General features: G+C 72.6%; 22 protein-coding genes and 1 pseudogene. 15 read left to right on the top strand and 8 right to left on the bottom strand.

Going from position 1 to position 26,479, the window contains the following annotated elements; translation table 11 throughout:
- Together OGH68_RS10890 and OGH68_RS10895 are read left to right on the top strand one after the other, a co-directional pair.
- Entirely contained in the window at positions 1–249 is a 249-nt protein-coding gene (locus OGH68_RS10890) for an acyl carrier protein (protein ID WP_010987188.1), read from the top strand.
- A 79-nt stretch (positions 250–328) separates the two neighbouring features.
- Complete coding sequence (locus OGH68_RS10895; protein WP_264243178.1) at positions 329–1,591, top strand: beta-ketoacyl-[acyl-carrier-protein] synthase family protein; 1,263 nt, start codon at positions 329–331, stop codon at positions 1,589–1,591.
- Between the two features lie 356 nt (positions 1,592–1,947).
- Here OGH68_RS10895 and OGH68_RS10900 read toward each other — a convergent pair whose 3' ends face one another.
- The gene (locus tag OGH68_RS10900; protein WP_264243179.1) at positions 1,948–2,442 is read right to left on the bottom strand and encodes a DUF3145 domain-containing protein; all 495 of its coding nucleotides are present in this window, start codon (positions 2,440–2,442) and stop codon (positions 1,948–1,950) included.
- Positions 2,443–2,706: 264 nt separating this feature from the next.
- On the opposite strand from OGH68_RS10900, the gene OGH68_RS10905 reads away from it, so the two are divergent.
- The 4 genes from OGH68_RS10905 to bla all read left to right on the top strand — a co-directional run bounded on the left by OGH68_RS10905 (position 2,707) and on the right by bla (position 6,879).
- On the top strand, positions 2,707–3,627 hold the full coding sequence (locus OGH68_RS10905; RefSeq protein ID WP_413471102.1) for an SGNH/GDSL hydrolase family protein: 921 nt from the start codon (positions 2,707–2,709) through the stop codon (positions 3,625–3,627).
- A gap of 123 nt (positions 3,628–3,750) precedes the next feature.
- Positions 3,751–5,058 carry a pyroglutamyl peptidase gene (locus OGH68_RS10910; protein ID WP_264243181.1) on the top strand — a complete coding sequence of 436 codons (1,308 nt, stop codon included), beginning with the start codon at positions 3,751–3,753 and terminating at the stop codon, positions 5,056–5,058.
- A gap of 7 nt (positions 5,059–5,065) precedes the next feature.
- Positions 5,066–5,833: a carbon-nitrogen hydrolase family protein gene (locus OGH68_RS10915; protein WP_264243182.1), complete on the top strand. Its 768-nt coding sequence runs from the start codon at positions 5,066–5,068 to the stop codon at positions 5,831–5,833.
- A 95-nt stretch (positions 5,834–5,928) separates the two neighbouring features.
- Positions 5,929–6,879, top strand: coding sequence for a class A beta-lactamase (gene bla, locus OGH68_RS10920; RefSeq protein ID WP_264243183.1), 951 nt, complete (start codon positions 5,929–5,931; stop codon positions 6,877–6,879).
- 103 nt (positions 6,880–6,982) lie between these two features.
- Here bla and OGH68_RS10925 read toward each other — a convergent pair whose 3' ends face one another.
- Positions 6,983–7,786: an EI24 domain-containing protein gene (locus OGH68_RS10925; RefSeq protein ID WP_264243184.1), complete on the bottom strand. Its 804-nt coding sequence runs from the start codon at positions 7,784–7,786 to the stop codon at positions 6,983–6,985.
- Between the two features lie 130 nt (positions 7,787–7,916).
- Here OGH68_RS10925 and OGH68_RS10930 point away from each other — a divergent pair, with 130 nt between their 5' ends.
- Entirely contained in the window at positions 7,917–10,463 is a 2,547-nt protein-coding gene (locus OGH68_RS10930; protein ID WP_264243185.1) for a M14 family zinc carboxypeptidase, read from the top strand.
- A gap of 97 nt (positions 10,464–10,560) precedes the next feature.
- On the opposite strand, the gene OGH68_RS10935 is transcribed toward OGH68_RS10930, so the two are convergent.
- Together OGH68_RS10935 and OGH68_RS10940 are read right to left on the bottom strand one after the other, a co-directional pair.
- Positions 10,561–10,983, bottom strand: coding sequence for an organic hydroperoxide resistance protein (locus tag OGH68_RS10935; RefSeq protein ID WP_264243186.1), 423 nt, complete (start codon positions 10,981–10,983; stop codon positions 10,561–10,563).
- A 78-nt stretch (positions 10,984–11,061) separates the two neighbouring features.
- A complete protein-coding gene (locus OGH68_RS10940) occupies positions 11,062–12,078 on the bottom strand; it encodes an NADP-dependent oxidoreductase (RefSeq protein WP_264243187.1) in 1,017 nt (338 codons plus the stop codon).
- A gap of 89 nt (positions 12,079–12,167) precedes the next feature.
- Here OGH68_RS10940 and OGH68_RS10945 point away from each other — a divergent pair, with 89 nt between their 5' ends.
- Complete coding sequence (locus OGH68_RS10945; RefSeq protein WP_264243188.1) at positions 12,168–12,620, top strand: MarR family winged helix-turn-helix transcriptional regulator; 453 nt, start codon at positions 12,168–12,170, stop codon at positions 12,618–12,620.
- 21 nt (positions 12,621–12,641) lie between these two features.
- On the opposite strand, the gene OGH68_RS10950 is transcribed toward OGH68_RS10945, so the two are convergent.
- Together OGH68_RS10950 and OGH68_RS10955 are read right to left on the bottom strand one after the other, a co-directional pair.
- Positions 12,642–14,312 carry an IS1182 family transposase gene (locus OGH68_RS10950; RefSeq protein ID WP_264243054.1) on the bottom strand — a complete coding sequence of 557 codons (1,671 nt, stop codon included), beginning with the start codon at positions 14,310–14,312 and terminating at the stop codon, positions 12,642–12,644.
- Between the two features lie 534 nt (positions 14,313–14,846).
- A complete protein-coding gene (locus OGH68_RS10955; RefSeq protein ID WP_264243189.1) occupies positions 14,847–15,605 on the bottom strand; it encodes a hypothetical protein in 759 nt (252 codons plus the stop codon).
- Positions 15,606–15,736: 131 nt separating this feature from the next.
- Here OGH68_RS10955 and OGH68_RS10960 point away from each other — a divergent pair, with 131 nt between their 5' ends.
- The 6 genes and pseudogenes from OGH68_RS10960 to OGH68_RS10985 all read left to right on the top strand — a co-directional run bounded on the left by OGH68_RS10960 (position 15,737) and on the right by OGH68_RS10985 (position 22,437).
- Complete coding sequence (locus OGH68_RS10960; RefSeq protein ID WP_264243190.1) at positions 15,737–16,297, top strand: hypothetical protein; 561 nt, start codon at positions 15,737–15,739, stop codon at positions 16,295–16,297.
- Positions 16,298–16,403: 106 nt separating this feature from the next.
- Positions 16,404–17,447, top strand: coding sequence for a rod shape-determining protein (locus tag OGH68_RS10965; RefSeq protein WP_264243191.1), 1,044 nt, complete (start codon positions 16,404–16,406; stop codon positions 17,445–17,447).
- 185 nt (positions 17,448–17,632) lie between these two features.
- Positions 17,633–18,395 (top strand): annotated as a pseudogene (locus OGH68_RS10970) (GAF domain-containing protein); the annotation flags it as partial.
- A 275-nt stretch (positions 18,396–18,670) separates the two neighbouring features.
- Positions 18,671–19,312: a LysE family transporter gene (locus tag OGH68_RS10975; RefSeq protein ID WP_264243193.1), complete on the top strand. Its 642-nt coding sequence runs from the start codon at positions 18,671–18,673 to the stop codon at positions 19,310–19,312.
- Between the two features lie 307 nt (positions 19,313–19,619).
- Complete coding sequence (locus OGH68_RS10980) at positions 19,620–21,065, top strand: acyl-CoA synthetase (RefSeq protein ID WP_264243195.1); 1,446 nt, start codon at positions 19,620–19,622, stop codon at positions 21,063–21,065.
- Positions 21,058–22,437, top strand: coding sequence for a carboxyl transferase domain-containing protein (locus OGH68_RS10985; protein WP_264243196.1), 1,380 nt, complete (start codon positions 21,058–21,060; stop codon positions 22,435–22,437). Before OGH68_RS10980 ends, OGH68_RS10985 begins: the two co-directional genes overlap by 8 nt.
- A gap of 58 nt (positions 22,438–22,495) precedes the next feature.
- Here OGH68_RS10985 and OGH68_RS10990 read toward each other — a convergent pair whose 3' ends face one another.
- A complete protein-coding gene (locus OGH68_RS10990; RefSeq protein WP_264243197.1) occupies positions 22,496–22,891 on the bottom strand; it encodes a hypothetical protein in 396 nt (131 codons plus the stop codon).
- A 461-nt stretch (positions 22,892–23,352) separates the two neighbouring features.
- Here OGH68_RS10990 and OGH68_RS10995 point away from each other — a divergent pair, with 461 nt between their 5' ends.
- Entirely contained in the window at positions 23,353–24,141 is a 789-nt protein-coding gene (locus tag OGH68_RS10995) for a VOC family protein (RefSeq protein WP_264243198.1), read from the top strand.
- Here OGH68_RS10995 and OGH68_RS11000 read toward each other — a convergent pair.
- Positions 24,134–26,110: a ricin-type beta-trefoil lectin domain protein gene (locus OGH68_RS11000; RefSeq protein WP_264243199.1), complete on the bottom strand. Its 1,977-nt coding sequence runs from the start codon at positions 26,108–26,110 to the stop codon at positions 24,134–24,136. The genes OGH68_RS10995 and OGH68_RS11000 overlap by 8 nt on opposite strands.
- Positions 26,111–26,479: the final 369 nt, after the last annotated feature.

Below are 26,479 nucleotides of genomic sequence, written 5' to 3' on the forward strand. Positions count from 1 at the left end.
ATGGCCGCCACGCAGGAAGAGATCGTCGAAGGTCTCGCCGAGATCGTCAACGAGATCGCCGGTATCCCGACCGAGGACGTCCAGCTGGACAAGTCCTTCACGGACGACCTGGACGTCGACTCGCTGTCCATGGTCGAGGTCGTCGTCGCCGCCGAAGAGCGCTTCGACGTCAAGATCCCGGACGAGGACGTCAAGAACCTGAAGACCGTCGGCGACGCCGCGGACTACATCCTCAAGCACCAGGCCTGAGTCTTCAGTCGCGTTTGTCGCCACCCTCCGGTGGCGCCGTGAAAATTCAGCACCCTCTAATCGTGGAGAAAGAATTCCTGTGAACTCGACCAATCGCACCGTGGTCGTCACCGGTATCGGCGCAACCACACCGTTGGGTGGCGACAGCGCATCGACCTGGGAAGGTCTCATCGCCGGACGCTCCGGTGTGAAGCTGCTCGAGGGCGAGCGCTTCGCCGACCTTCCGGTGAGGATCGCGGCGCCCGCCGCGGTCGACCCGGGCGAGGTCCTGCCGCGCCCGCTGGCCCGCAAGCTGGACCGCTCGGCGCAGTTCGCCGTGATCGCGGCCCGTGAGGCGTGGGCCGACGCCGGCTACACCGCACCCGCCGGTGAGGACGAGGCCGTCGCCCCCGCCCGGCTGGGCACCGTCATCGCCTCCGGCATCGGCGGCGTGACCACTCTGCTCGACCAGTACGACGTGCTCAAGGAGAAGGGCGTACGCCGCGTCTCCCCGCACACCGTGCCCATGCTGATGCCCAACGGCCCCTCCGCCAACGTCGGACTCGAGGTGAACGCCCAGGCGGGCGTGCACACTCCGGTCTCCGCGTGCGCGTCCGGCGCCGAGGCGATCGGCTACGCCGTCGAGATGATCCGCACCGGCCGTGCCGACGTGGTCGTCGCCGGCGGCACCGAGGCGGCGATCCACCCGCTGCCGATCGCGGCCTTCGCCAACATGATGGCGATGTCCAAGAACAACGACGAGCCCGAGAAGGCCTCGCGCCCCTACGACACCGCCCGCGACGGCTTCGTCCTCGGCGAGGGCGCGGGTGTCGTGATCCTGGAGTCGGCCGAGCACGCCGCCGCGCGTGGCGCGAAGGTCTACTGCGAGGTGCTGGGTCAGGGTCTGTCCGCGGACAGCCACCACATCGCACAGCCGGAGCCCACGGGCCGCGGTATCGCGGCGGCGCTGCGGCACCTGCTGGAGACCACGGACCTCAAGCCGGCCGAGGTCGTGCACCTCAACGCGCACGCGACGTCGACGCCGCAGGGTGACGTCGCCGAGATCAAGGCGCTGCGCGCCGTGCTCGGCGAGGACCTGGACCATGTCGCGGTCTCCGCGACCAAGTCGATGACGGGTCACCTGCTGGGCGGCGCGGGCGGCATCGAGACGGTGGCGACGGTGCTGGCGCTGCACCACCGCACGGCCCCGCCGACGATCAACGTCGACGACCTCGACGAGACGGTCGACGCGGACATCGTCCGCGGCGAGCCGCGGACGCTGCCGGAAGGCACGATCGCAGCGATCAACAACTCGTTCGGCTTCGGCGGCCACAACGTGGTGCTGGCGTTCCGCACGGTCTGACCCACCGGCCCGCCCGGCACGGCCCGCGCCCCCTCCGGGGGGTGCGGGCCGTTGCTTGTTCCCCTCCCCGCCCCTTCCCGAAACCGGGGGCTCTGCCCCGTACCCCCGCGCCTCAATCGCCGGCGGGGCTGCTGTGCAGCCCGGCTGGGGTACGCCCGCTACGCCTGGCGGCGTGGGAGGGACCCCCACCCACGGCCGCCAGGCCGTAGGGGGAGATTGAGGACACCGCGCGAAGCGCGGTACCGGGTCCGGGGCTTGCCCCGCCACGCGGCGGAGCCGCACATCGGTGCAGCGGGAAGGAGCGGGGAGGGGAACAGCCCGCCGCAGGCGCCACCCGCGCCCGCCGCAAAGCCGCGTCACACCACCTGGTGGAGCCACCGCACCGGCGCTCCCTCCCCCGCGTACCGGAACGGCTCCAGCTCGTCGTCCCACGGCTTCCCGAGCAGCTTCGCGATCTCCGCCTCGAGGTCCGTCTCGCCCTGCACGGACCGCGCCAGCGCCGCCCGCAGCCGGTCCTCGGGGACGAGGATGTCGCCGTGGATGCCGGTCACGGCGTGGAAGATGCCGAGGTCGGGCGTGGCGCTGTAGCGCTCGCCCTCTGCCGCGGCGGACGGCTCCGCGGTCACCTCGAAGCGCAGGAGGTGCCAACCCCGCAGCGCGGACGCCAGCTTGGACGCCGTTCCCGCCTCGCCCTTCCAGGAGAACTCCGCTCTCCACGTGCCGGGCGATGCGGGCTGCCGGATCCAGTCCAGCTGGACCCGGACGCCGAGCACACCCGCGACCGCCCATTCGACATGCGGGCACAGCGCGCGCGGTGCGGAGTGAACGTACAGAACGCCACGTGTCGTCACCGGGACCTCCAGTGTGGGACGAGGTTCGCCTTCCCAGCGGCCTCAGTAAACAGCATCGGGAACAAGTCTCCGCAAAAGGGACGGCATGTGACGTGATGTAATTTACCGGCGCCGATGGGCGAGGTGGGCCTCTGGGTCGACGAGGCAAAAGTTACCGTGCGGAACGCGCCGAGGGGTGACGTAATGTCGGTCCTGGGGCCCGTACGCACCAAGCTTTCACTCGGCAGGAGGTCGGATGCCGGGTTTGTGGAGGGGGAAGTGACCTTGCGCCAGCGCCGCCGGACACTCCGCGCACGCACCAAGGTCGCCGCCGCACTCGCGGTCGCGGCCCTGGCGGCCGGAGGGCTGGCCGCATGTGACTTCTCGTCAGGGGCTACCGCCGGCCGGCCGTCCGCCACGTCCGCGCGCCCGTCCCCCAGCCCGAGCCCGACCCCTGAGTGGGACCGCAGTCCGCGGTCGCTCGCGGCGGTCGGCGACTCCATCACCCGCGGGTTCGACGCGTGCACGGTGCTGTCGGACTGTCCGGAGGTCTCGTGGGCGACCGGCACGGACCCCGGGGTGAACAGTCTCGCCCTGCGTCTGCTGGGGCCCTCGGGGGCGGCGAAGCGCAGCTGGAACGTCGCCCGTTCCGGCGCCGACGCGTCGGACCTGCCGGAGCAGATGGCCCGGGCGGCGGCCCACCGGCCGGAGCTGGTGACGGTGATGATCGGCGCGAACGACGCGTGCGCGGACACCGTGGACCGTATGACTCCCGTCGAGGACTTCCGCGCGTCGTTCGAGGCCGCACTGGCCCGCCTGCGGAAGGGCGCGCCGAAGGCGCAGGTCTACGTCTCCAGCGTGCCGGACCTGAAGCGGCTGTGGTCGGTGGGCCGCGGCGACGCACTGGGCAGCCGGATATGGGAACTGGGCATCTGCGCGACGATGCTCGGCGGCGCGCAGGACGTGAGCGTCCAGGCCCAGCAGCGCCGCGACACCGTCCAGGAGCGGGTAGTGGCGTACAACGGCGTGCTGGAGGATGTCTGCGGGAAGGACGACCGCTGCCGGTACGACGGCGGGGCCGTCTTCGACTACCGCTTCACCCAGGCGCAGTTGAGCCGCTGGGACTGGTTCCACCCGGGCAGGGACGGCCAGCGGCGGATCGCGGAGATCGCGTACCGCAATGTCACGGCGGCGCAGGCCCCATGACCTGACCCCGGCGCCGGCCCGTCCGGTCCGGGTGCCGGCCCCGTCCCGTCCGGGTACCGGCGCGGCCTTCCGTCCGCCGCCGCGTCGCCGCGATACTGCGAGCCGGCCGACGAAAGGAATCCCGTGCCCCGGATACGTCCCCGTGTGAGCGTGCTCGCTGTCGCCCTGCTCGCCTCCGCCGCCCTCACCGTCACCGCGTCCCCGCTCGCGTCGGCGGCGCCCGCCGTCTCCGACGCCCTCACCGTCACCGCGTCCCCGCTCGCGTCGGCGGCGCCCGCCGTCTCCGACGCCCCGCTCACCGTGGAGGAGCAGCGGCTCGAACGGGCCGTGCCCCAGGAGATCCTGCGGCGCAGCGGCTTCGACCCGGTGGCGCCGGACTTCGTACGGACGCTGGAGAGCGCGACGTCGTACCGGCAGGCGGAACGTGCCGTGGCACGTCACGGGACGGCACTGTGGGAGCGGGCCGTGGACCGGGCCCAGGGCAGGGGCGCGCTGCGGGGCGATCTGAGCCGGGACGACGACCGGCCGCTGTACTGGGCGCGGCTCGGCATGACCGCCGGTCTGCGGCAGTGGCAGCCCGCGTTCGACGTGACAGCGGCGCAGCGGGCGCGGCTGATGGACCGTCTGGAGCGTTCCTCGCGCGGCCAGGACTCGATGGACCTGCCGCCCGGCAAGGGCGTCAAGCGCATTGTGATGACCGGTTTCGATCCGTTCACGCTGGACCGGGACATCCGCATCAGCAATCCGTCCGGCGCCGCGGCGCTCGCCCTCGACGGCACGTGGATCCGCACCGCGGACGGCCCCGCCAGGATCGAGACGGCGGTGTTCCCCGTGCGCTGGCAGGACTTCGCGGACGGCACGGTCGAACGGACCCTCGAGCGGCAGCTGCCGAAGGCGGACCTGTTCACCACGGTCAGCCAGGGCCGCGTGGGCCGCGTCGACATCGAGCGCTTCAACGGCGCCTGGCGCGGTGGCTTCCCCGACAACGACAACGTCTCCCGTACGGAGACGGTGCCGGTGCCCGACCCCGCCTCCCAGCCGCAGTGGACCGTCACCTCGCTGCCGTACGAGGCGATCACGGCCGCGGACACGGGCCGCTTCCCGGTGTACGACAACACGTCCGTGACCGAGATCCCGGCCGGTGGGAGCGCCCCGGTGGTCCGGCCCGGCGGCCCGACGCCGGGTTCCACCGCACGCGCCGGGGGCGGCGGCGACTATCTGTCCAACGAGATCGCCTACCGCGCCACGCTTCTGCGCGACCGCCTCGGCCTGGACGTCCCCGGCGGCCATGTGCACACCCCGGTGCTGCAGTTCGCGGCGGGCAACACGACGGAGATCACCGACCCCGAGTTCGTACGCAACCGGCTGGACATCATCGACCAGACACGGGAGATCATCCGGGTGGCCGCGGGGAACGGCGGGACACGATGATGGCCGCATGAGGATCGCGGCAGCGCAGTTCACGTCCGTACCGGGCGACATCGGGGCGAATGTCCACAGCATGCAGGCACTCGTACGGGAGGCGGCCGGACAGGGCGCCCGGCTGGTCGCCTTCTGCGAACTGGCGGCCACCGGTTACGACCTCGGGGCACTCGCCAGGGACCCGGGGCTGTGGCTGGCCGAGGACGACGCACGGCTGGAGCCGCTGCGGGAGGCGTGCCGTACGACGTCGACCGCGGCGCTGGTGGGCTGCGCCGTGCGTACGCCGGCCAGCCGCCCGGCCCTCTCCGCCCTGGTGATCGGCCCGGACGGCAAGCTGCTCGCCCGCTACGACAAGACGCATCTGTACGGCGGGGAGCGGGACGTCTTCACCGCCGGTGCCGAGGACGGCCGCTTCACCCTCGACGGGGTCCGGTTCGCGGTGGCGGTCTGCTACGACAACCGGTTCCCGGAGGTCGCGGAGCGGGCGGCGGCCGACGGCTGCCGGGTGTACTTGGCGAGTTCTGTGCTCGAGGAGGGCAACGACTCGTTCGAGGCGGTCTATCCGGTCCGGGCGCGCGACAACGGCCTGCCGGTGGTGCTCGCCAACGCGGTCGGTCCGTGCGGTGTCGGCGACTGCCGGGGCGGCAGCGCGGTCTGGGGTCCAAACGGCGCCCTGCTGGCCACCGCCGGCACGGCCGCGCCGGGCCTCGCGGTGGCGCGGGTCGAGACCGGCAGCGGACCCGGCGCGTGCCGTACCGGCCCCGGAGCCGGCGTCAGGGCATGATCGATGCCGTCCCGGTGCTCATGACGACGCACCGGGGCCGCCGTGTCGCTTCATTCCCAGATGCGCCATGAGGGGCGCCCCGGAGGTTCTCGACCATGCAGCACACCCAGGCCCGGCGCACTGTTCTCGGTGCGCTCGCCACGCTCGTCCTCGTCCCGCTCGCGGCCTGCGGCCAGGGCGGGTCCCCGGTGTCGTCGTCTCCTTCCGCCACGGCGACGAGGCCGGGTGCGGAAGCGGGCGCGACGGCTGATGCCGCCGCGAAGCCGGTCACCCGGGACTTCAAGGAGCTCGAGCGCAAGTTCGACGCGCGACTGGGCGTCTACGCCGTCGACACCGGCACCGGACGCGAGATCGTCCACAACGACCGCGAGCGGTTCCCCTACGCCTCCACGTTCAAGGCGCTGGCCGCCGGTGCGGTGCTGCGCCAGTACTCGCTGAGCGGGACGGACAAGGTGATCACGTACTCCAGGGAGGATCTGATCGCGTACTCACCCGTGACCGAGAAGCACGTCGAGACCGGGATGAGCCTGCGCGACCTGTGCGAGGCCGCCGTCCGCTACAGCGACAACACCGCGGCCAACCTGCTGTTCGACACCCTCGGCGGACCGAAGGGACTGGACGCCGTCCTCGGGGAACTGGGTGACGACGTCACCCGCATGGAGCGGCGCGAGCCCGAGCTGGGCCAGTGGTCACCGGGCGACACACGGGACACCTCCACGCCGCGGGCGCTGGCCACCGATCTGCGCGCGTTCGTCCTCGGTGACGTCCTCGGCAAGCCCGAACGGGCACAGCTCACGCAGTGGCTGCGGACCAACACCACCGGCGACGAGCTCATCAGGGCCGGAGTCCCCAAGGGCTGGGTCGTCGGCGACAAGACCGGCACCGGCAGCAGCTACGGCGCCCGCAACGACATCGCCGTGGTGTGGCCGCCCGACGGCGCCCCCATCGTCATGGCGATCATGTCGAACCGGTCCGAGGAGGACGCCGACCACGACAACAAGCTGATCGCGCAGGCCGCGTCCGTGGTCGCCGACGCGCTGTCGTAGCGGCCGCGCGGCCCGTGGGCCCGGGCGGTTCGGGCGTCGACCGCCGGGGGCCGCACAGTGCCGCCGCGCCGACGCCACCGCGCGGATGCCGCCGCCGGGCCGGCTAGTCGGGCTTGCGCAGGCTGTGCGGGCCCGGCCGGGCGGACCCGGCGGACGGCTTCGCGTGCTCCGCGTCCGGGACCAGGTCGCGGGCCATGAGCGTCGCACCGGCGACCGCGCCCGGCATCAGGAAGACCGCGACGAACGGCACCAGGAACGCCAGCGTCAGCGGTACGCCGAAACCCAGGGTGCGCAGCCGACGGCCCTTCAGCAGGGCGAGACGTTCCTTCAGTTGGACCCCGCGCCGCTGGAGGGCCACGGCGGTCAGCTCCTCCGCGAGGAAGAATCCGGAGACGCAGAAGGCGACCACCGGGACCACCGTCTGGCCGACGACCGGGATGAAACCGCAGGCGAAGAGCAGCACACCGTAGAAGACGACGCGCAGCACGACCCGCAGCGAATCCCTGGCGGAGATCCACAGTTCGCGCCAGAGCGGCAGATCCGAGTGCGGCACCTCGCCGCCCTCGGAGCGTTCCACCTGCTCGGAGAGGTTCTCGTAGAAGGGCTGGCCGACCAGGAGCGTCACGGCGGTGAAGGTGATGACCGCGAGGAACAGCCCGAAGGCGAACAGCAGAGCCGTCAGCGTGCCGCGGAAGATGCCGAGCCACGGCGAGGACCAGTCGTCGGCGAACGGCGTCGCCCAGGCCGTCACGTCGTCCGCGACGAACACGAGGCCGGCGATCGCCGCCGCGTACAGCACCAGGGTCACCAGGCCGGGCAGCAGGCCGAAACCGAACCACCGGCCGTGGCCGGCGACCCAGCGCTGGCCCTTCATCAAGTAGCCGAAGCCGACGCCGAGATCACGCATGCGCACACCCTATCGGGGTGCCTCTTGTCGTTCGGCGGCCGAACCGGTAGACCCGGCGTACTGATCGTCACGGCGGGCGTCGTGGCGATCGCCGTGACGATTTCTTCCGACAACGGAGGCTCGTAACCGCATGGGCTCATCCCGATCCGTACTGATCACCGCAACTCTTTCCGCCGCGCTCGCCGGCGTTCTGCTCGCCCCGCTGCCCGGTGCCGCGGCGGCTCCGGCGGCGGACCGGCCGCATCCGGTGAGGGAGAGGGACGCTTCCCGGGAGGCGTCCGCGGCCGCCACGGCGCCCTTCTCCACCACCGCGAAGGCGCTCGGCTCCCGCACCCCGGACCTCGGCCGGACGGCCGGCTATCCCCGCAGGACCGAACTCGAACCACCACCGGTGAACCCGGCCGACAAGTCGATAAAGCTGGGTCTCGCGCCGTACCACTCGCTCGCTCCGCGCCTCAACGACCTCCAGGAGCTGAGCGACCGGGTCAGCGTCGAGGTCGCCGGTCACTCGGCCGGCGGGCACGAGCTGTATCTGGTCACCGTCACCGCGCCCGAGACCGCGGGCGAGGCGCGCGAGCAGGAGCGGATGCGGGAGCGGATCGAGAACCACCCGGCCGCGGCGGCCGAGGACCGGCGCATCAAGGCGGCGTACAAGACGCCCGTGTTCATCAACAACAACATCCACGGCAACGAGTGGGAGGGCACGGACGCCGCCCTGAAACTCATCGAGGAGCTGGCCCGGGCCGCGGACGCGAAGACGGCGGACCTGCTGGCGAAGACCCGCATCCATCTCAATGTCACGGCCAACCCCGACGGCCGGATCGCGGGCACCCGTGCCAACGCCGGCGGCTTCGACCTCAACCGGGACTTCATCACCGCCACCCAGCCGGAGACGCGCGCGATCCGGCAGATCGCCATCGACAAGCAGCCCGCGGTCATGCTCGACCTGCACGGTTATGTCAACGGCACGCTGATCGAGCCGACGACCCCGCCGCACGGCGAGAACTACGAGTACGACCTGTTCCTCAAGAACGCGTACGCGAACGCGCTCGGCATGGAGAAGGCGGTCAACGGACTCGGCTACACCGCCGAGAAGGACGGGGTCCGGCCCGCCGTGATCCCGTTCCGGGACCAGAAGGAGGGCTGGGACGACTGGCCGCCCGTCTTCACCCCGCAGTACATGCCCTTCCAGGGCGCCGTCGCGTCGCACACCATCGAGTTCCCGATGGTCGTCAACAACAACGCGTACAACACGCTGCCGGTCGAGGAGCTGCGCCGCCGGGCGGCGATCAACACCGACATCGCGGGCGCGGCGATGCGCGCGACGCTCGACTACACGCTCCGGCACCGCACGTCGGTCATGGCCGACCAGATCGAGACCTTCCGGCGGGGCGCCGCCGGCGAGGCCCAGCGGCCGGTCTCGGAGGAGACCGTTCCGGGTGTGCCGGGCATCGGCCCCGAGGACGTCTACACCACGACGTTCCCCCGGGCGTATGTCATCCCCGCGGGGCGGTCCCAGCGGTCGGCCACCGCGGCGGCCCGGCTGGTCGACCACCTGGTCGCCAACGACGTCCGGGTGGAACGGGCGGTGACCTCGTTCCGGCTCGCGGGCCGCTCGTACCGCGCCGGGTCGTACCTGGTCGACATGCACCAGCCCAAGCGCGGTGTCGCCAACGTGATCCTGGCGGACGGCCGGGACATCAGCGCGGACGTCGGGACGATGTACGACATCTCCGGCTGGAGCCTCGGTCTGCTGTGGGGCGCGGACGTGGACGCCGTCACCTCGGGCGAGCTCCGGGTCCGTACCCGGACCGTGCACGCCGCCGCGCCGACCGGACACGTCGCCCCGGACGGTGACCTGCGGCTGCGTCTGGACGACCCGAAGGAGCTCGCGGCACTCAACTCCCTGCTGAAGCAGGGTGTCGAGGTCAGGCGCGCGCAGGACGGCTCGGCGATCGTCCCGGGCTCCGCACGGGACCGTGCCGCCGTCCTCGCCGACCGGCTGGGGGTCGCCTTCCGCGCCACGGACGAGAAGGGCAGGTCCGCGATGCGCCCGACCCGGGTGGCGGCGGCCGTCTCGGCGGGCGAGCTGTTCGCGCTGCGGGAGATGGGCTTCGACGTGGTGCCGGTGTCGACGGCCGTGCTGAACGCGGGCTTCGACTGGTCGCAGGCCGACGTGCTGTACGTGTCGAGCGGGCTGGACCACGCGAAGCTGACTCCTGCCGCCCGCGCCGCGTTCGACCGGAGCGGCGTCGGGGTGGTCGGGCTCGGCGATCAGGGCGCCGCGTTCAACCAGGCGGCCGGCCTGCTCGACGTCACGGCGGTGGCGGGCAACGACGACGCCAACGGTGTGGTGCGGGTGACCAACAAGGGCAGCGCCATCACGGGCGGCGCCCCGGCGCACACCTTCGTGTACTCGCCGCTGTGGTTCACCGCCCTCGGTGACGGGGTGCAGGTGGACCAGTCGTACGGCACGGGCAACCCGCTGGTCTCGGGCCACTGGAGGGCCACGGAGAAGGGCACCGGGGGGCCGGGCGACGCCGCGGGCCACGCCTCGGTGGTCTCCGGCACGTCGCGGGCCGGTGCGCCGGTGGCGCTGTTCGGCACCGAGCCGCTGTTCCGGGCGCACCCGAAGGGCGTCTTCGCGCAGATCGGCAGGGCGCTGCTGACCCGCTGAGACACGCGGAGGGCCGCACCCGTGGGGGTGCGGCCCTCTGCCGTGCGGATGCGGCCCTCGGTCGTGCCGGACGCCGGGACCGCGAGGCCGGCCGTCGTCAGACCGCCAGGTCGACCGTGATGTTGCCACGGGTCGCCTTCGAGTACGGGCAGACCTGGTGGGCCTTCTCGATCAGGTCCCTGGCGGTCGCGGCGTCCACGTTCGGGATGCGCGCGGAGATCTTGACGATGAGGCCGAAGCCGTCGTCGTTCTTGCCGAGACCGACCTCCGCGGTGACCGTCGAGCCGGAGATGTCGGCCTTCTCCTGGCGGGAGACGACGACGAGGGCCTGCTGGAAGCAGGCGCTGTAACCGGCGGCGAACAGCTGCTCCGGGTTGGTACCGGCGCCACTGCCACCCATCGACTTGGGCGGCGTCACCACGAAGTCGAGGGTGCCGTCATCCGTGGCGACGCGGCCGTCACGGCCGTTCTCCGCGGTGGCGACAGCGGTGTAGAGCACCTCGGACTGCTGGATCGACATGAAGTCTTCCTCCTGCTGGTTCGCCGCGACTCGCGCCCACGATCGCGACGGCTGGGGAAGAGCCTAACGGGTGAACCGTCAGCCGAGTGAAACGATCATCTTGCCGGTGTTCTCGCCCCGGAGAAGTCCGGTGAACGCGTCGTACCCGTGCTCGATGCCCTCGACGACCGTCTCGTCGTACTTGAGCTCCCCGGAGGCGATCCAGCCCGCCACGTCCTGGACGAACTGCGACTGGAGCGCGCGGTGGTCGTTGACCAGCATGCCCTGCAGGCGCAGCCGCTTGCCGATGACGAGTGCCAGGTTGCGCGGGGCGGGAGTGGGCTCGGTCGCGTTGTACTGAGCGATCATTCCGCAGATGGTGGCGCGGCCGCCGACGTTGAACGAGGAGATCGCGGCCTCGAGGTGATCGCCGCCGACGTTGTCGAAGTAGACGTCGATACCGTCGGGCGCGGCCTGGTTCAGCTGCTCCGCGACCGGGCCGTCCTTGTAGTTGAACGCCGCGTCGAAGCCGTACTCCTCGACGAGGAGCTTGACCTTCTCGTCGGAACCGGCAGAGCCGATCACCCGCGAGGCGCCCTTGATCCGCGCCATCTGACCGACCTGGCTGCCGACGGCACCCGCGGCGCCGGAGACGAACACGGCGTCGCCCTCCTTGAAGGAGGCGACCTCGAACAGGCCCGCGTAGGCCGTGAGGCCGGTCATGCCGAGGACACCGAGATAGGCGGAGAGCGGGGCGAGGGACGCGTCGACCCTGGTCGCGTGCTCGGCGGGCACCTCCGCGTACTCCCGCCAGCCGAGGCCGTGCAGTACGTGGTCGCCGACGGCGAAGCCCTCCGCGTTCGACGCGATCACCTCGCCGACCGCGCCGCCGTCCATGGGGCGGTCGAGCTGGAAGGGCGGAACGTACGACTTCACGTCGTTCATCCTGCCCCGCATGTACGGGTCGACGGAGAAGTACAGGGTGCGCACGAGGACGCGGCCTTGCGCCGGCTCGGCGACGGGCGCCTCCCGCAGCGCGAAGTCCTCGGCCTCGGGCCAGCCGTGCGGACGGGCGACCAGGTGCCATTCACGGCCGGACGTGGGGAGTGCGGACATACTGCTGCCTCCTAGAAAAGCTTCATTACCTGAAACAACCATGCGCCTGAATATTTCATGATGTCAAGTATCGGGGTATCCTGATGCGTATGGCCGCCCAGCGCACAGACCCCCTGACCCTCGAGGTCGTCGAGCTCATCGGCACCGTCGTGGCCCGCTACCACGCCGAGTACGAGCAGGCAGCCGCCGAGCACGCCCTCACCGGGGCCCAGGCGCGGGTGCTGGGGCTGCTGTCCATGGAGCCCACCCCGATGCGGCGCATAGCGCAGAAGCTCAGGTGCGAGCCGTCGAACGTCACCGGGATCGTGGACCGCCTGGAAGCCCGCGGCCTGGTGGAGCGCCGGCCGGACCCGGCCGACCGCAGGGTCAAGCTGGCCGCGGCCACACAGGAGGGCCGCAGCACGGCACGCCGGCTGCGCGAGTCCCTGGAGTTCGCGCGCGAGCCGCTGGCCCAGCTCACGGAGGTCGAGCGCACGGTGCTGCGGGACCTCCTCAGACGGATGCTCGGCGAGGACCCGGCCGAGCCTTCACCCGGCCCCTGATCCCGGCGGAGATGCCGTTGGCTAATTCGCCCCGTTGAGCTTGTGCTCGGCGGGGCGAAGTGCTGTCAGGTGGGAGGTGCGGGTTCGGGCTCGGGGCCTGTTGGTGCTCCAGGCGTCCATGCGTGCGAGGTTGATCGCGGTCGCGGTGAGTTGGTGCTGGAGCCGGGTCTTGGCGAGCCCGTGGTAGCGGCATTGGCGCAGGCCGGTGACTCGGACGGCGTGGGAGATGGTGCCCTCGATGCCGTTGCGGGCCGCGTAGCGTTCCCGCCACTCGGGGGTTCCCTCTGCGGCGCGGGCCTGCCGGATTGCTTCGTGTTCGGCGCGGGGCCGGAGCGTGATCTCCCGGTGGGGCCGGGTGGTTGAGTTGATGCACTGGGGCCGGGAGGGGCAGGAGCGGCAGTCCTTGGGTGAGAACTGGATCCGGATGACAGGGGTGCCGCGGTGCGAGAGCGCGTCACGCCACTGGCTGGTGGTCATGCCGTTCGGGCAGGTCACGGTCTTGTTGTCCCAGTCCACGGTGAACGCATCCTGCCCGTAGGGTCCGGCGGCCTGGGCGGTGGTGTTGCCTGCGATGGGGCCGGTCAGGGTGACGTCGTGCCGGGTCTGGGCGGTGACGATGCGGGGACCGTCGAGGTAGCCCGCGTCCAGCAGGTGTTCGCCGGGCAACAGGTCTTTGTCGGCGAGACTGTCGTGGACGGTGTCGGTGGCCTTGATGTCGGGGACGGTGGCGTCGCTGGTCAGCACGTTCGTGATCAGGTGAACAGTGTCCGGGTCGCAGGTCTCGGTGAGATGGACTTTGAACCCGTCCCATTTGATGTCGCGCTTCACGCTCGCGCGGGCCTCGGTGTCATAGGGACTGACCAGGCGCAAAGCGCCCGGCGGGCACTCTTTTGGGTCCCGCCACCTCACCTCGCCCTCCATGTCGACCGCGTACTGCTGCACCCACGCGCGACGCAGAATCTGGACGGCGGGCAGCTCGCGCAGCCAGCAGGGCGCGTGAGCGGCGTGCACGTTGGTGAGCAGGCGCATTCCGTCCCGGCCGGTCTGTTCCGCCAGCTCAGTGCGCCTGCCGCGGCCCGAGGGCAGCCAGTAGTCCTCCGGCCGGGCGGCATACCGGTCGAACCATGCCGGATCGGCATGGCCGGTCAGCCACTCAGGGGCGGCTGCCGCGACCGCGTTGAGCGCCGCCCGCAGTGTCTCGATGACGAACTCCAGCCGGTTCAGCGACCGGATCGCGGCCAGCACATGCGTGGAGTCCGTCCGCGCTCGCCCCGGCGGCTTCAGCACACCCGCCTGCCGGGCGGCGTCCAGGACCCGGTCGAAGACCATTTGCCCGGCCTCGGCCTCGACCAGCCGGGCACGGAACTCGCACAGCACGGAGTAGTCGAACCCCGCATCGGTCAGTTCCAGGCCCAGGGCGTACTTCCAATCGATCCGGGCCCGCACCGCCAAGGCCGCCTGCCGGTCGGGCAGGCCCTCGGCGAACTGGAGCACCGACACCAGCGCCAGCCGGCCCGGCGACACCGCGGGCTTCCCCCGGGCCGGGAACAGACCGGCGAACTGCTCATCGGTGAACAGCACCCCCAGCTCGTCCCGGAGCCGGATCGCCAGACTCCCCTTCGGGAATGCCGCCCGAGCCACCCGCACCGTCTCCGCCGGAACATCCCCCGGCTCCTCCGGCTGCATCGACATCGACACCCTCCCCAAACGACAACGTCGGCCTTCAAGACCACAACCAGGTTTTGAAGGCCGACGTCACGCCCGGCCCCGGATTAGCCAACGGCATCTCCCGGCGGACTCGGGGCCGCGCCCCGTCGTCCGCGCCGCCGTTACGCCGCTCGCACCGCGAGCCGTCGTGGGGTCGCCCACGCGCCCAGAGCAGGTGGGCCGAGGGGAAGTGCAGGGCCAGGAAGACTGCGAAGTCAGCCGGCGCCGTGCAGCGAGTGCGCGAGCAGGGCGGCCAGAGCACGAACACCAGGTCGAAGAACAGCTCCAGCCACACGGCGTGCCCGCTGCGTTCCGCCCGAGCGGGCGCGGGGGCCCTGTGAGCGGATTCGGACCCCTTCACAAGGTGACATACCAACACAATGGCGGTGTCGCGACCACCACTCCGCCCCTTCGACGCCAGGGCGTCCGGCCCGTCCACGCAACGGCGGAGGCGGCCGTGCGGCGCCGGGCGATGCGGGCCGGCCGCACCGGCACGGCGCCGGGCTCACCGGCGCCGCGCTAGATGCACCAGAAGAGCCAGCGCTCACATGTTTCCGTCGGCTCCGGCTCCGGCTCCGGAGGCGGTGGCGGGTCCTGCTGGTCGGGCGGCTCGGCGCCGCCCGACTCCCCCGGGGACTCGTCAGGGCCGCCGGGTTCCCCCGAGGCCGCGGGGTCGTCCGAGGACGACGGCGACGGGGAGCCGTCACCCGCGGACGCGGACGCCGACGGCTCCGCACCGTCGCCCTCACCGTCCGTGGCCTCGCCGCCCTCCGGACCCTCACCGCTTTCGCCGTCCCCGCCAGCCGTGCGGGACGACCCCGGTCGCGGCGAGCCGGACTTCGTGACGGCGGTTTCACTCACCCCGTCCGGGGCCTCCGGCGACTCGTCGGAGGCCGTCGGCTCCGGCTCCGTCGTCTCCGCGACCCGCCTCTCCCGGACCGTCGTCGCCGCGCCGTCGTCGCCCGCGCTCTCGACGGCGAGCTCCGCCAGACTCAGCGCCCCCGCCGCCAGCACCAGCCCGAGCGTCCCGAGCAGCACCGTGCGCCCGCGCCGCTTGCGGGCGCGACGCCCCGCGGACCGGCGCCGCGGCGCGGCCTGCCGGGGCGAACGCCGCGACCCATGACTGTCCGCCGGCTCGGGCGTCACGACCAGTTCGTGGACATGATCCGGCTCGGCGGCGGTGGGGCTGTGGTGACGGAGCTCCTCGACGGGTGTGCCGCACCCGGCACAGGCCAGGGCGCCGTTGAGATGCCGTCCGCACGGGTGGCAATAATCCATGGCGCCCGCAGGCTATTCGGCCCCCGCGCACCTGAGGTGGCTCTACCTGTGCAGATCCTGTGTGGAATTCTCACTTCCACGGCGAGTCGACTCACCACCGCCCGCACCGCCGACCGGGCAGGATGTCGGCCATGAGCCATGACGTCCCGTTCGGACCGCTCGATTTCCAACTGGTGCTGCTGCGCCGTATGGCCGACTTCCAGCCCGGTCGCGTCGAGGACGCGCGGCATCGGCTCGGTGTCTCGGTCGCGCAGATGCGGGAGGCCAATCGGCGCTGGCAGGCGAAGGTACGCGCCCCGCGCTCGCGCGGGGCGCTCTCGCGCTACCGCTCGGTCCTCGGCGAGCCGGAGTCCGTCCGGCGCCGGCGCATCGGCGACATGGAGTGCGACGCCCTGCTGTGGCCCGTACCGCTCTGGCCGGACCTTCGCTTCGAGGTACTCGCCACCGACGGCGGCGCCGTGTGGAACGAGTGGCTGGTCCGCGCCCCCGGGGCGGCCGGCCCCGAGCTGCGCACGGTGGACGATCTGGTGCCCTGGTCGTGCACCGTGGAGGAGGTGGCGAAGGCCTTCCCGCCGGCCCGCCCCATGGAGGGCTCCGCACCGACCAGATGGCGGCTCGCGTTCACCCTGTCCGGCGGCGAGGTGCGGATCGCGGAGTTCACCTGGGGCCTGCTGCAACGGCTCACGGACTGATCTGTCGGCCCGTCAGCTCCGTACCCCCGACCGGCGCAGCCCAGCGCGCGCCCGGCCCGCGGCGATCGCACGATGCGAACACGTACCGCACTCGGGAGGACCTGCCGTGACCGTCAGCCTTGAACAGTTGCGACGCTGCCATGTGGCCGTCGATCTGGGCGCCGCCAGAACCCGCGTCTTCGTGAAGGGCGTCGGCCTCGTCGTCGACGAACCGAGCGTGGCCGCCGTGAACACCCGGACCGGAGCGCTGATCGCGGTCGGGACGCTCGCCGAGAAGATGACCGGCCGCACCCCCGGCTACATCCGGGTCGCCCGGCCCGTCTCCGGCGGCACCGTCGTCGACATCGACATGGCCCAGCGGATGCTGCGTCACCTGCTGGGCGAGAAGCTCCGCCGCCAGCTGCGCCGCAAGCCCCGGCTCCGTGCGGCCGCCAGCACCCCGCACGACAGCGACCCGCTCGCCCAGCGGGCCACCGTGGAGACGCTGGTCGGACTGGGCGCCCGCCGGGTCGAGCTGGTGGACACCCTCATCGCGGCGGCCGTCGGCTGCGGCCTTCCCGTGGAACAGCCCAGCGCCACCATGATCATGGTTTGCGGGGCGGCGACCACGCAGATCGCCGTCCTGTCCCTCGGCGCGATCGTCACCGCGACCCGTATCCCCATCGGCGGCAACGCCATCGACCACGCGGTGATCCAGCATCTGCGCCACCGGCACGAGCTGATGCTGCCCAGCCAGTCCGTGCGCCCGCTCCAAGTCGCCCTGCACGGCAACGGTCTGACCCAGCAGGGCCCGTCGTCGACCGAGGTCCACGGCCGTGACGTCGCCACCGGCCTGGCCCGCTCCGTCCGCGTCGACACGGCGGCCGTGCGCGAGGCGATCCACACCCCGCTCACGTCGGTGCTCGACGGGATCGGCAAGGTGCTCCGTGACTGCCCGCCGGACCTGGTCGCCGACCTCGTCGACCGCGGCATCATGATGGTCGGCGGCAGCGCGCTGCTGCCGGGCCTCGACGAGATGCTGCACAAGGCGACCGGGATGACGGTCAATATCGCCGAACGGCCCGACACCTGCACGGTGCAGGGCCTGGGCGCGATGCTCGAGGGCCGGATCCAGCCCCTGGTGCTCGACCCGCTGGCAGAGGCCGACTGACGGTGGTTCACGGCCCCCCGGGCGACCCCGACGAGCCCGCCGCGGACACACCGGCCGCGACTGACGCCGTGGACGCACCACAGGCCGTGAACCACCGGCGGCCGAGAACCAGCGGACGCCGTGGCGCACCGGACCGCGCCGGTCGCCCCGACGGCCCCGGGACCGGTTCTCCCCGGCTCGCGTCACTGCTGGAGGCGGCGATCGTCATCGGCACCGACCTCGATCTGCGGACCATCCCGCAGCGGCTCGTGGACACCGCCACCGAACTGACCGGCGTCCGGTACACCGCGCTCGGCGTGATCGACCCCGAACGCGGCCGCGTCACGAAAGAGTTCACGGCAACGGCGGACGCGGCCGGGCAACAGCGGCCCGGCGCCCTGTCCGCAGGCCCGGCGACAGCGGCGGCACCGGCGGCACCGGCGGACACACCCGCGTCGGCCGCCGAACCGCTGCGCATCCCGATCACGGTGGACACCGAGGTCTTCGGCGAGCTGCGGCTGATACCGCGCCACAGGGCAGGCGCTTCACCGAGGAGGACCGGGCACTGCTGCGGGTGCTCGCCGCGCAGGCCGGCATCGCCGTCGGCAACGCCCGGCTGTACGAGACCGCCAGGCAGCGCGAACGCTGGATCGAGGGCGCGGCGGCGGTCACCACCGCGCTGCTCTCCGGCCGGAGCGCCGACGACGCGCTGATGACCGTGGCAGAACAGGCCCGGATCCTCGCCGACGCCTCGGCAGGTGTGGTGCTCCAGCCGACCGCGGAGGGCGGCATGGAGATCGTCGCGGCCTCCACACTGGACGCCCCCGGGGACATCGTCGGCACCACCGTCCGGTCCGGCTCCCCGGTGCTCGTCCAACTCCTCGGCGGGGAGTCGGCGTTCATCGAGGACTCGGCGACCGACCCCCGGATGACCACCCCGTCCGCAGCCGCTTCGGGCCGAGCCCGATGCACCGCCACGGCGACGTCTCGTCGATCGACGTGGACATCGACACGACTCTGCGGCTGCCGGACGGACGGTAGGGCGTACGGCTCACGGTCACGGACCACGGCGTGTCCGACGACGGCGAGCAGGGCACCACGATGACCTGGTACCACGCATTGGGAGCGCCCGGCGCGTGACGCCGGTGCTCGGACCCGTGCGGGGGCGGGGCCCGACGCCGCGCGTGACGCCGGCGCGTAAATAGGTCGCGCGGCGGGCGGACCGCCGCCGACAGTGGTGCGCCATGAGCGAACTGTGGACGACGGCGACCGCCGGTGCGGTCGCCGGACTGGGTGTGGCGGTGCCCGTCGGAGCGATCGGCGTGCTGCTGGTCCAGCAGAGCATGCGCGACCGCCGCGGGGCTGTGGCCGCGGCGACCGCGGTGGCGGTCGTCGACATGGCGTACGCGGCGGTGGCAACGGCCCTCGGTCCTCTGGTCGCGTCCGCGCTCTCCGGTGTGGAGGCGTGGGTGCGGCTCGCCTCCGCGGCCGTCCTCGCGGGCATCGCGGCGCACGGGCTGCTCTCCTCGCGTACGAGGGCCCTGCCCGGCGCGCAGCCGGGGACCGCGTCCGCCGGCGCGGCGGCGGACGGCGGGGCCGTGCGGGTGTTCACGCGGTTCGCCGCGCTCACCCTCATCAACCCGACCACAGCCCTGTACTTCGCCGCCCTCACCACCGCCCAGGGGGCCGCGCTCAGCGGCGGCGCGGCCGGGACCGTTTTCGTCGCCGGTGTGTTCGTCGCCTCGTTCGTGTGGCAGCAGTTGCTGGTGGCGGCCGGCGGTTTCGCCGGGGCCCGCATCTCGGACACGGCACGCGCGTGGACATTCCGTGTCGGCTACGGACTCGTCGCCGTGTACGCGGTGAAGGTCGCGCTGCCACTGCCCTAGACGTCCGCCGCGGGCCCGCCGCGCCCGTCGGGGCAACAGCGTCACCGGGTCGCCGGACGGTGGCGCGGGTCCCAACGGCCTGGTCGCCCTCCCCCGTGGACGACCGACCGGACCGCGGCTCTGCCCCCGTCCCCCGTCCCCCCGTTCCCCGTTCTCCCCCGTGGACCCGATCTTGCCGCGCCCGCCGGATCCGGCGCATCGTTCACCGGGAGGAGCCGCCCGCTGCGGCTCCGTCGCACGGGGGAGACAATGACGGCCGCGGGAGACCATGCCGAGCGCGGCACGCGAGACCACCAGGAGGTCACGAGTGAGTTCCCTCTTCCCAGCGCTGACGGCCCCGGCCGGCGGCGCCGACAGGGTCGCCCTCCGTTTCGGGGAACGGTCCCTGACCTACGGGCAGCTGCGCGGCGCGGCCGGTGCACTGGCGCTGCGGATCGGCGGGGCGGGGCGGGTGGCGCTGTGGGCGACGCCCACGCTGGAGACGGCGGTGGGCACGGTGGCGGCCCTGCTGGCCGGCGTACCGGTGGTGCCGCTGAACCCGCGGACCGGTGAGCGCGAGCTGGCGCACATCGTCGCCGACAGCGCAGCGGACGTGGTGCTGGCCGGGCCGGGTGACGAACTGCCGGACGCATTGGGCACGTTGGAGCGCGTCGACGTCACCACCACGGGCTCCGCCGGTGAACTGCCGCCGGAGGCGGCGGCCGACGCCCCCGCGCTGATCGTCTACACCTCGGGCACCACCGGCCCGCCCAAGGGAGCGGTGCTGCCGCGCCGAGCGGTCGCCACCACGCTCGACGCGCTGCGGGACGCCTGGCGGTGGAGCGGAGACGACGTCCTGGTGCACGCCCTGCCGCTGTTCCATGTGCACGGGCTGATCCTCGGCGTCCTCGGCCCGCTGCGCCGTGGCGGCGAAGTGCGCCATCTGGGCCGCTTCACCCCACAGGGCGTGGGACGGGAGCTGACCTCCGGCGGCACCATGCTTTTCGGGGTGCCCACGATGTACCACCGGCTGGCCGAAGCGCTCGACGGCGACGCCGAGTTGACGAAGGCGCTGGCCGGGGCACGGCTGCTGGTGTCCGGCTCGGCGGCCCTGCCGCTGCCCGACCACGAGCGCATCGCCGCGGCGACCGGGCGCCGGGTCGTCGAGCGGTACGGGATGACCGAGACCCTGATGAACACCAGTGTCCGCGTCGACGGCGAGGCCCGTGCGGGCACCGTCGGCGTGCCGCTGCCGGGCGTCTCGCTGCGGCTCGTCGAGGAGGACGGCACGGAGATCACGGCCTGGGACGGCGAGACGATCGGCGAGATCCAGGTACGCGGCGACAATCTGTTCACGGAGTATCTGAACCGTCCTGACGCGACGGCGGCGGCCTTCGACGGGGACTGGTTCCGCACCGGCGACATGGCTGTGCGCGAGCCGGACGGATACGTGCGCATCGTCGGCAGGAAGGCCACCGACCTGATCAAGAGCGGCGGCTACAAGATCGGGGCGGGTGAGATCGAGAACGTGCTCCTCGACCACCCGGCCGTCCGGGAGGCCGCGGTGACGGGCGAGCCCGACGCGGACCTGGGTGAGCGCGTGGTCGCCTGGATCGTCGCCGCGGACCCGCAGGTGCCGCCGTCCCCGGAGGAACTGGCCGGCCATGTCGCGGCCCAGCTCGCCCCGCACAAACGGCCGCGGACGGTCCGGTTCCTGGACGCCCTGCCGCGCAACGACATGGGCAAGGTCATGAAGCGGGCGCTCCATGGCTGAGCGTGTGTCCGCCCGCGAGGCGATCGCGCTGGTCTGCGACGTCTTCACCGAACAGGAACCGGCCGAGCTGCCCGACACGGGCGACGGGCCGCTCGGCTGGGAGGGCTACGGCGCGCAGCGGACCCGCGCGTCGCGCCGCACGGGCTCCGCGGAGTCCGTCGTCCACGGCACGGCCACGGTCGGCGGCACCGCGTGCGTGCTGATCTCCTTCGAGTTCGGCTTCCTCGGCGGCTCCCTGAGCGAACGCGCCGGGGACCGGCTGGAGGCCGCGTACACGCTGGCCCGGGAGCGCCGGCTGCCGCTGGTCTCACTGATCGCGACGGGCGGCAGCCGGATGCAGGAGGGCATGGTCGCGCTGTCCCAGCTGCAACGGGTGGCGCGCGCGTCCGCGCTGCTGCGCGAGGCACGGGTCGGGCACATAGCGGTGCTGCGGGACCCGACCACGGGCGGCGGATGGGCCACCCTCGGCGCGGGCGCGGACGTCATCCTGGCCCTGCCCGGCGCCCAGGTCGGCTTCGCCGGGTCCCGCGTGCGCCCGGCGGACGCGGACCCGGCGGCGTACACGGCCGAGGGCCAGCTGGCCGCCGGGCAGATCGACGCGATCGTCCCGCCGGAGGCGCTGCGCGACACGCTGGCGTTCTGGGTGACCGCCCTGGGCGGGGCCGCGGGCTCCGGCGCTGCCGAGGGCTCCGGGCCGGGCGGAAGCCTGCCACATGCGGTGGCGCCGCCGCGGGCGCTCGGTGCGGGCGGGGCCTGGCCGCAGTGCGGTTGGGATGCCGTATGGCAGGCGCGCGCGGCAGAGCGGCCGCGGGCCCGGGCGTACCTCGACGACTACTTCACACGGCGTCAGCCGCTGCGCGGTGACCGGTGCGGCGGCCACGACCCGGGGATGCTGTGCGGCGTCGGCCTCAGGGAGGGCCGGCCCGTGGTGTACGCCGCGCAGTGCGGGACGGCGACGACGCCCGCCGGATACCGTACGGCGGCCCGCGTGGTCCGCCTCGCAGACCGGCTGGGGCTGCCCGTGCTGACGCTCGTCGACACGCCAGGCGCCGCGAACGGCGCGGACGCCGAGCGCCACGGCGCGGGCGCCGCCATCGCGGAGCTCTTCGGGGCCGTCGCCGCCGCACGGACGCCGCTGACCAGCCTGCTCATCGGCGAGGGCGGCTCGGGAGGCGCGCTCGCGCTGGCCGCGCCCGGCAACACCTGGGCCACGCCGGACAGCTACTTCTCCGTCATCGCGCCCGAGCTCGCCGCCGCGATCCTCAAGCGCTCTCCCGACCAGGTGCCGCACACCGCCGACCAGTTGCGGCTGCGCCCGCAGGACCTGGTGGAGCTGGGCGTCGTACGCGGCATCGTCGAAGCCGCCGGCTAGGACACGGACGAGGCCCGGTTCGGCGCGCGCCGTACCGGGCCTCCCCTTTGCCGGCGGGCTACTTCACACCCACCGCACGGATGATTTTCTGCGTGACCGAACCGCTCTTGTCGTCCTTCGCGGAGGCCCGGGCCGAGAGGTACCGCGCGTCGGCGGGGACACGTACCGTGCCCTCCCAGGCGGCGGACTTCCCGCGCACACCGTCAAGCGCCACGGCCGTCCACGTCGCGCCGTCGTCGAACGAGACCTCCAGCGTCCCGCCGCCGATCCGGCCGGTGTCCGCCGCGGCCTCGATGTACTCGTACGCGGCAGCCACGGCGAGGAGTTCCTCGGTCTCGGCTTCCTCACCGACCCGGAGATCACGCTCGACCGGGACCGCGAGATCACCCTCGACGGGCGCGGACTGCGCGAGGTCAAGGCCACCGTCTTCGTGACCGGCTCGTTCTCCTCGCACGGGTGACGGTCACCTTGTCGCCGGTGACGAGGGTGATGGTGTGCGCGGCCCGAGCGGTGCGGGCGGCGGTGGTGCCCGCCGCGGCGGGCGCCGGATCGCGGTCCGCGCCGACGGCGACGGCCTGTCCGGCCGGGAGCAGTACGAGCGACAGCCCGGCGGCCGCCAGCCGGACCTGCGTCTCACGGGTGCTCTGGTCATGGATGCCTCTCCTCGGGGCGCCCGGTGGAAGGGTGGCTCCGGACGCTGCGACGAGTCTCGGGGCGACCGGGCCGCTTGGGCACCGGAGTTGCCTGGCGGGTAGGTGCCATGGCGGCCAACCGCCGGTGGCCCGCCCACTGCCGGGAAGCGCCCGGCCGCCGCGCCTGGCGTGCGGCGGGGTGCCGGGACGCCTGGCGTGCGGCGGGGTGCCGGGACGCCTAGCGTGCCAAGGAGAGACCGACGGGCAAGGAGGCTGGGAGACGATGGCAGCGCACCCCGAAGGCACGCCCTGCTGGGCCGATGCGATGTTCCCTGACGTGGAGGCCGCGAAGCGGTTCTACGGCGAGCTGCTCGGCTGGACGTTCGACGAGGGGTCGCCGGAGTTCGGCGGCTACACGCAGGCGTTCTCCGGCGACCGGGCCGTGGCGGCGCTCGTGCCGCGGATGCCGGAGACCGGCGGGCCGCCGGCCTGGAACCTGTACCTCGCCTCCGCCGACGTCGCGGCCACCGCCGGGCGGATCCAGGACAACGGCGGCGCCCTGCTGATGGATCCGATGCCGGTCGGCTCCTTCGGCACCATGGTCACGGCGGAGGACCCCAGCGGGGTGTTCTTCAGTGTGTGGCAGCCCGGCAGTCACGCCGGTTTCGGCACGACCGGCGGGCCCGGTGCGTACTGCTGGGCGGAGGTCACCACCCGGGATGTGGAGAGGGCCGACCACTTCTTCCCGGCGGTCTTCGGTTACGAGACGAAGCGGATGCGGAACGAGTCGGCGGACTTCAGCCTGTGGCAGCTCGGCGGCGAGCCGGTCGCGGGCCGGCTGCGCATGACGGAGGACTTCCCGCCCGACGTCCATCCGTACGTGAATCTCTACTTCGGTGTCGAGGACTGCGACGCGGCGATCGCCACGGTCACCAGGCTGGGCGGCACCGTGCGACGGGGTCCGCTGGACAGCCCCTTCGGGCGGTACGCGTCGGTCGTGGACCCGCAGGGCGCCGCGTTCTCCGTCATCGACCCCGCCACGACCGTCGGTGAGCCGCCCGAGTTCACCTGACCGGCCCTGCCGGCCCCACCGGAACCGGACGGTGCTCCTGGGCGGCGGGCTTTTCGGGCGCGCCGACCAGGGTCCGGCTCACGACGGCGGTCACCACGGGCGGACGGCTGTGCTGGGCGCCGGGGCCGGGGCCGGGTGGCGTGTCGTCGGCCCGGCGCGGACTGGCCTCGACCGCGTCCGGTGTCGCGTCCGGCCTCGCATCCGGCCTCGCGTCCCGTGTGGCGCCGGGAAAGTCCCGGCCGCCGGCGCCGGGGGCGTCCGGCCGCTCGGGGCAGGTCTCCGGAACACAGTCGTCCGCCCCCGCGGGCGGGACGTTGACCTCTTCCGCGTAGGGCTCTGTGCCGTGGGCGCCCGACTGCTGCTGCGGACCCCTGGGTGCGGTGTCCGTCTGCCAGACCTGGGCGGGTGATTCGTCGCGGATCTTGACCACCACGGAGGTGCCCGGCCCGGGCGACACCGGCACCAGGGCGAGCCGGTCGTCCCAGCGCGGGATCACCTGCCCCTGGATGGTCAGGTCGTAGCGGACGTCCACGGCGTCGGGAGCGCTGCGGATCGTGCAGCCGTCCAGGACAACGATGCCGTCGAGCTCGTGGGAGTTCAGGCAGAGGGTGGGCGCGGCGGAGCTGCGGAGCCGCCCGTCGGTCTCGTACACCCACTGCTGGCCGGGCGCCGACGAGCAGGCCGCCAGGGTCACTTCGGAGCCGGCCGCCGGCTCGGGGTCGGCAAGGTCGAGACAGAGGCCGGCCTCGACGTTGCGGAGCCGGGTGGTCAGCGGCCCGGCCGGGACGTTGGCCGAGGTGGCGGACGGGGCGGGCGCGGACGGCGAGGGTGCGGGTGTCCCGGCGCCGGAGGCGGGAGGCGCGGTGCCCGTGACGGCGCCGCTGGGCACGACCCGGCCTGCGTGGTCGTCGTCCTCGGGCCAGAGGGCCGACGCGAGGGTGATGACGAGAAGTCCGGTCACGGCCACCGCGGCGCCGACGGCGAGGGCTCCGGGTGCGACGCCGACCGCCGCCATCCGCCTGCCCCGCAGGGCGAGGCCGCGCAGAGTGCGGGGTCCGGTGCCGCGTGAATGTCGGCCGCCGCCGCGGAGGCTCACGGCCCCGCTCCCTGCCCCCGCCGGGGCCGCGGCCCCGCCCTGGGCGCGGGCCTTGCGCCGCCGCCCCGGGCGCGAGCCGAGGTACTGCTCGGCCGCACCGCCGAGCAGCGCCTCCGCGAGCAGCACGGCGAGCCGCCCGTCGGTCTGCCGGAGCTGGTCGGCGGTGTACCGGCAGTACGCGCACTCGGAGAGATGCACCTGGATGTCCGGGATCAGCGCTCCGCCGCGGCGCAGCGAGATGTCGAGGAGGCGGTTGTAGTGCCGGCACTCCGCGGTCGGGGCGTACTCCCGGTGGACGCGTACGCAGGTCTGCCGGAACTGTTCGCGCGCCTGATCGAGTTGGCCGGAGGCGGTAAGGGGATCAATACCCAGCAAACCAGACGGTATGGATATACCTTCGGCCTCGACCTCGGCATGCCAGAGCAGAACCTGGGCGGTCATCGGCATTGCGTGAAAAGCACGCGACACCAACTGCCTATTCTCCTGAGGCCCTTCCGGATTGACGAGACCGGTCACCACGGCCGCGACCCGCTGGTCTCCCGTCCACGCCTTGGCGATATGACGGACGGTCACCAGGAGAAGGGGCCGCAGGGCGCCGACGGCGCCGTTGCGCGCCAGATTCTCGAGCAGTTGCGCGAAAGCGGCGGTGGTCATCATGGAAGCAGTTTTGTTCGAGGCCGCGCATATCGCGGCATAGTCGAACACGGACTGCCAGTGCCGGGCGAGCAGCGTGGCCACAGGCTGGACTTCCTGGGCCCCGCCACCGGCCTGCACAGCGGCGGCGAGGTCCCCGTCGGACACACCGGCGGCGCGGCCGGGCCGGGAGGAGGGGGAGGGGGAGGGGGAGGATCCTGGCGTGCGCGGATGTTGCATCGACGTCTTTCCATCCATGGCAAAGCGGTGGGGGGTTGCGGTGTGCGGTCGAAAGGAGTGCGCCAGGGTTGGTACATACCTTCGAGCAAGCGGTTCGACGCTCTTTTGGAGTTGACCACCGCAGAAGAATTCGAACGGTTGATCCGGGCAGTGCCTGTTCGGTCGAGTGGGGGCTTACCCTTGCACAACTCGCCTGCCAGTAACAAGAGTTCCGGAACTCCGACCATTCGCCGACGCACCGGTCAAGACATCTTCCGGGCGGGGACACCGCTTTCTGGAACTTGAGTAAGTACAACAATGCAGAAGCATTGTGACGCCCCTGGTTGACGAAGCCGCCGCACACGTCCGACCACGGCTGCGTGTGGGGCA

Source organism: Streptomyces peucetius (assembly GCF_025854275.1).
In the GTDB taxonomy this organism is placed as follows: domain Bacteria; phylum Actinomycetota; class Actinomycetes; order Streptomycetales; family Streptomycetaceae; genus Streptomyces; species Streptomyces peucetius_A.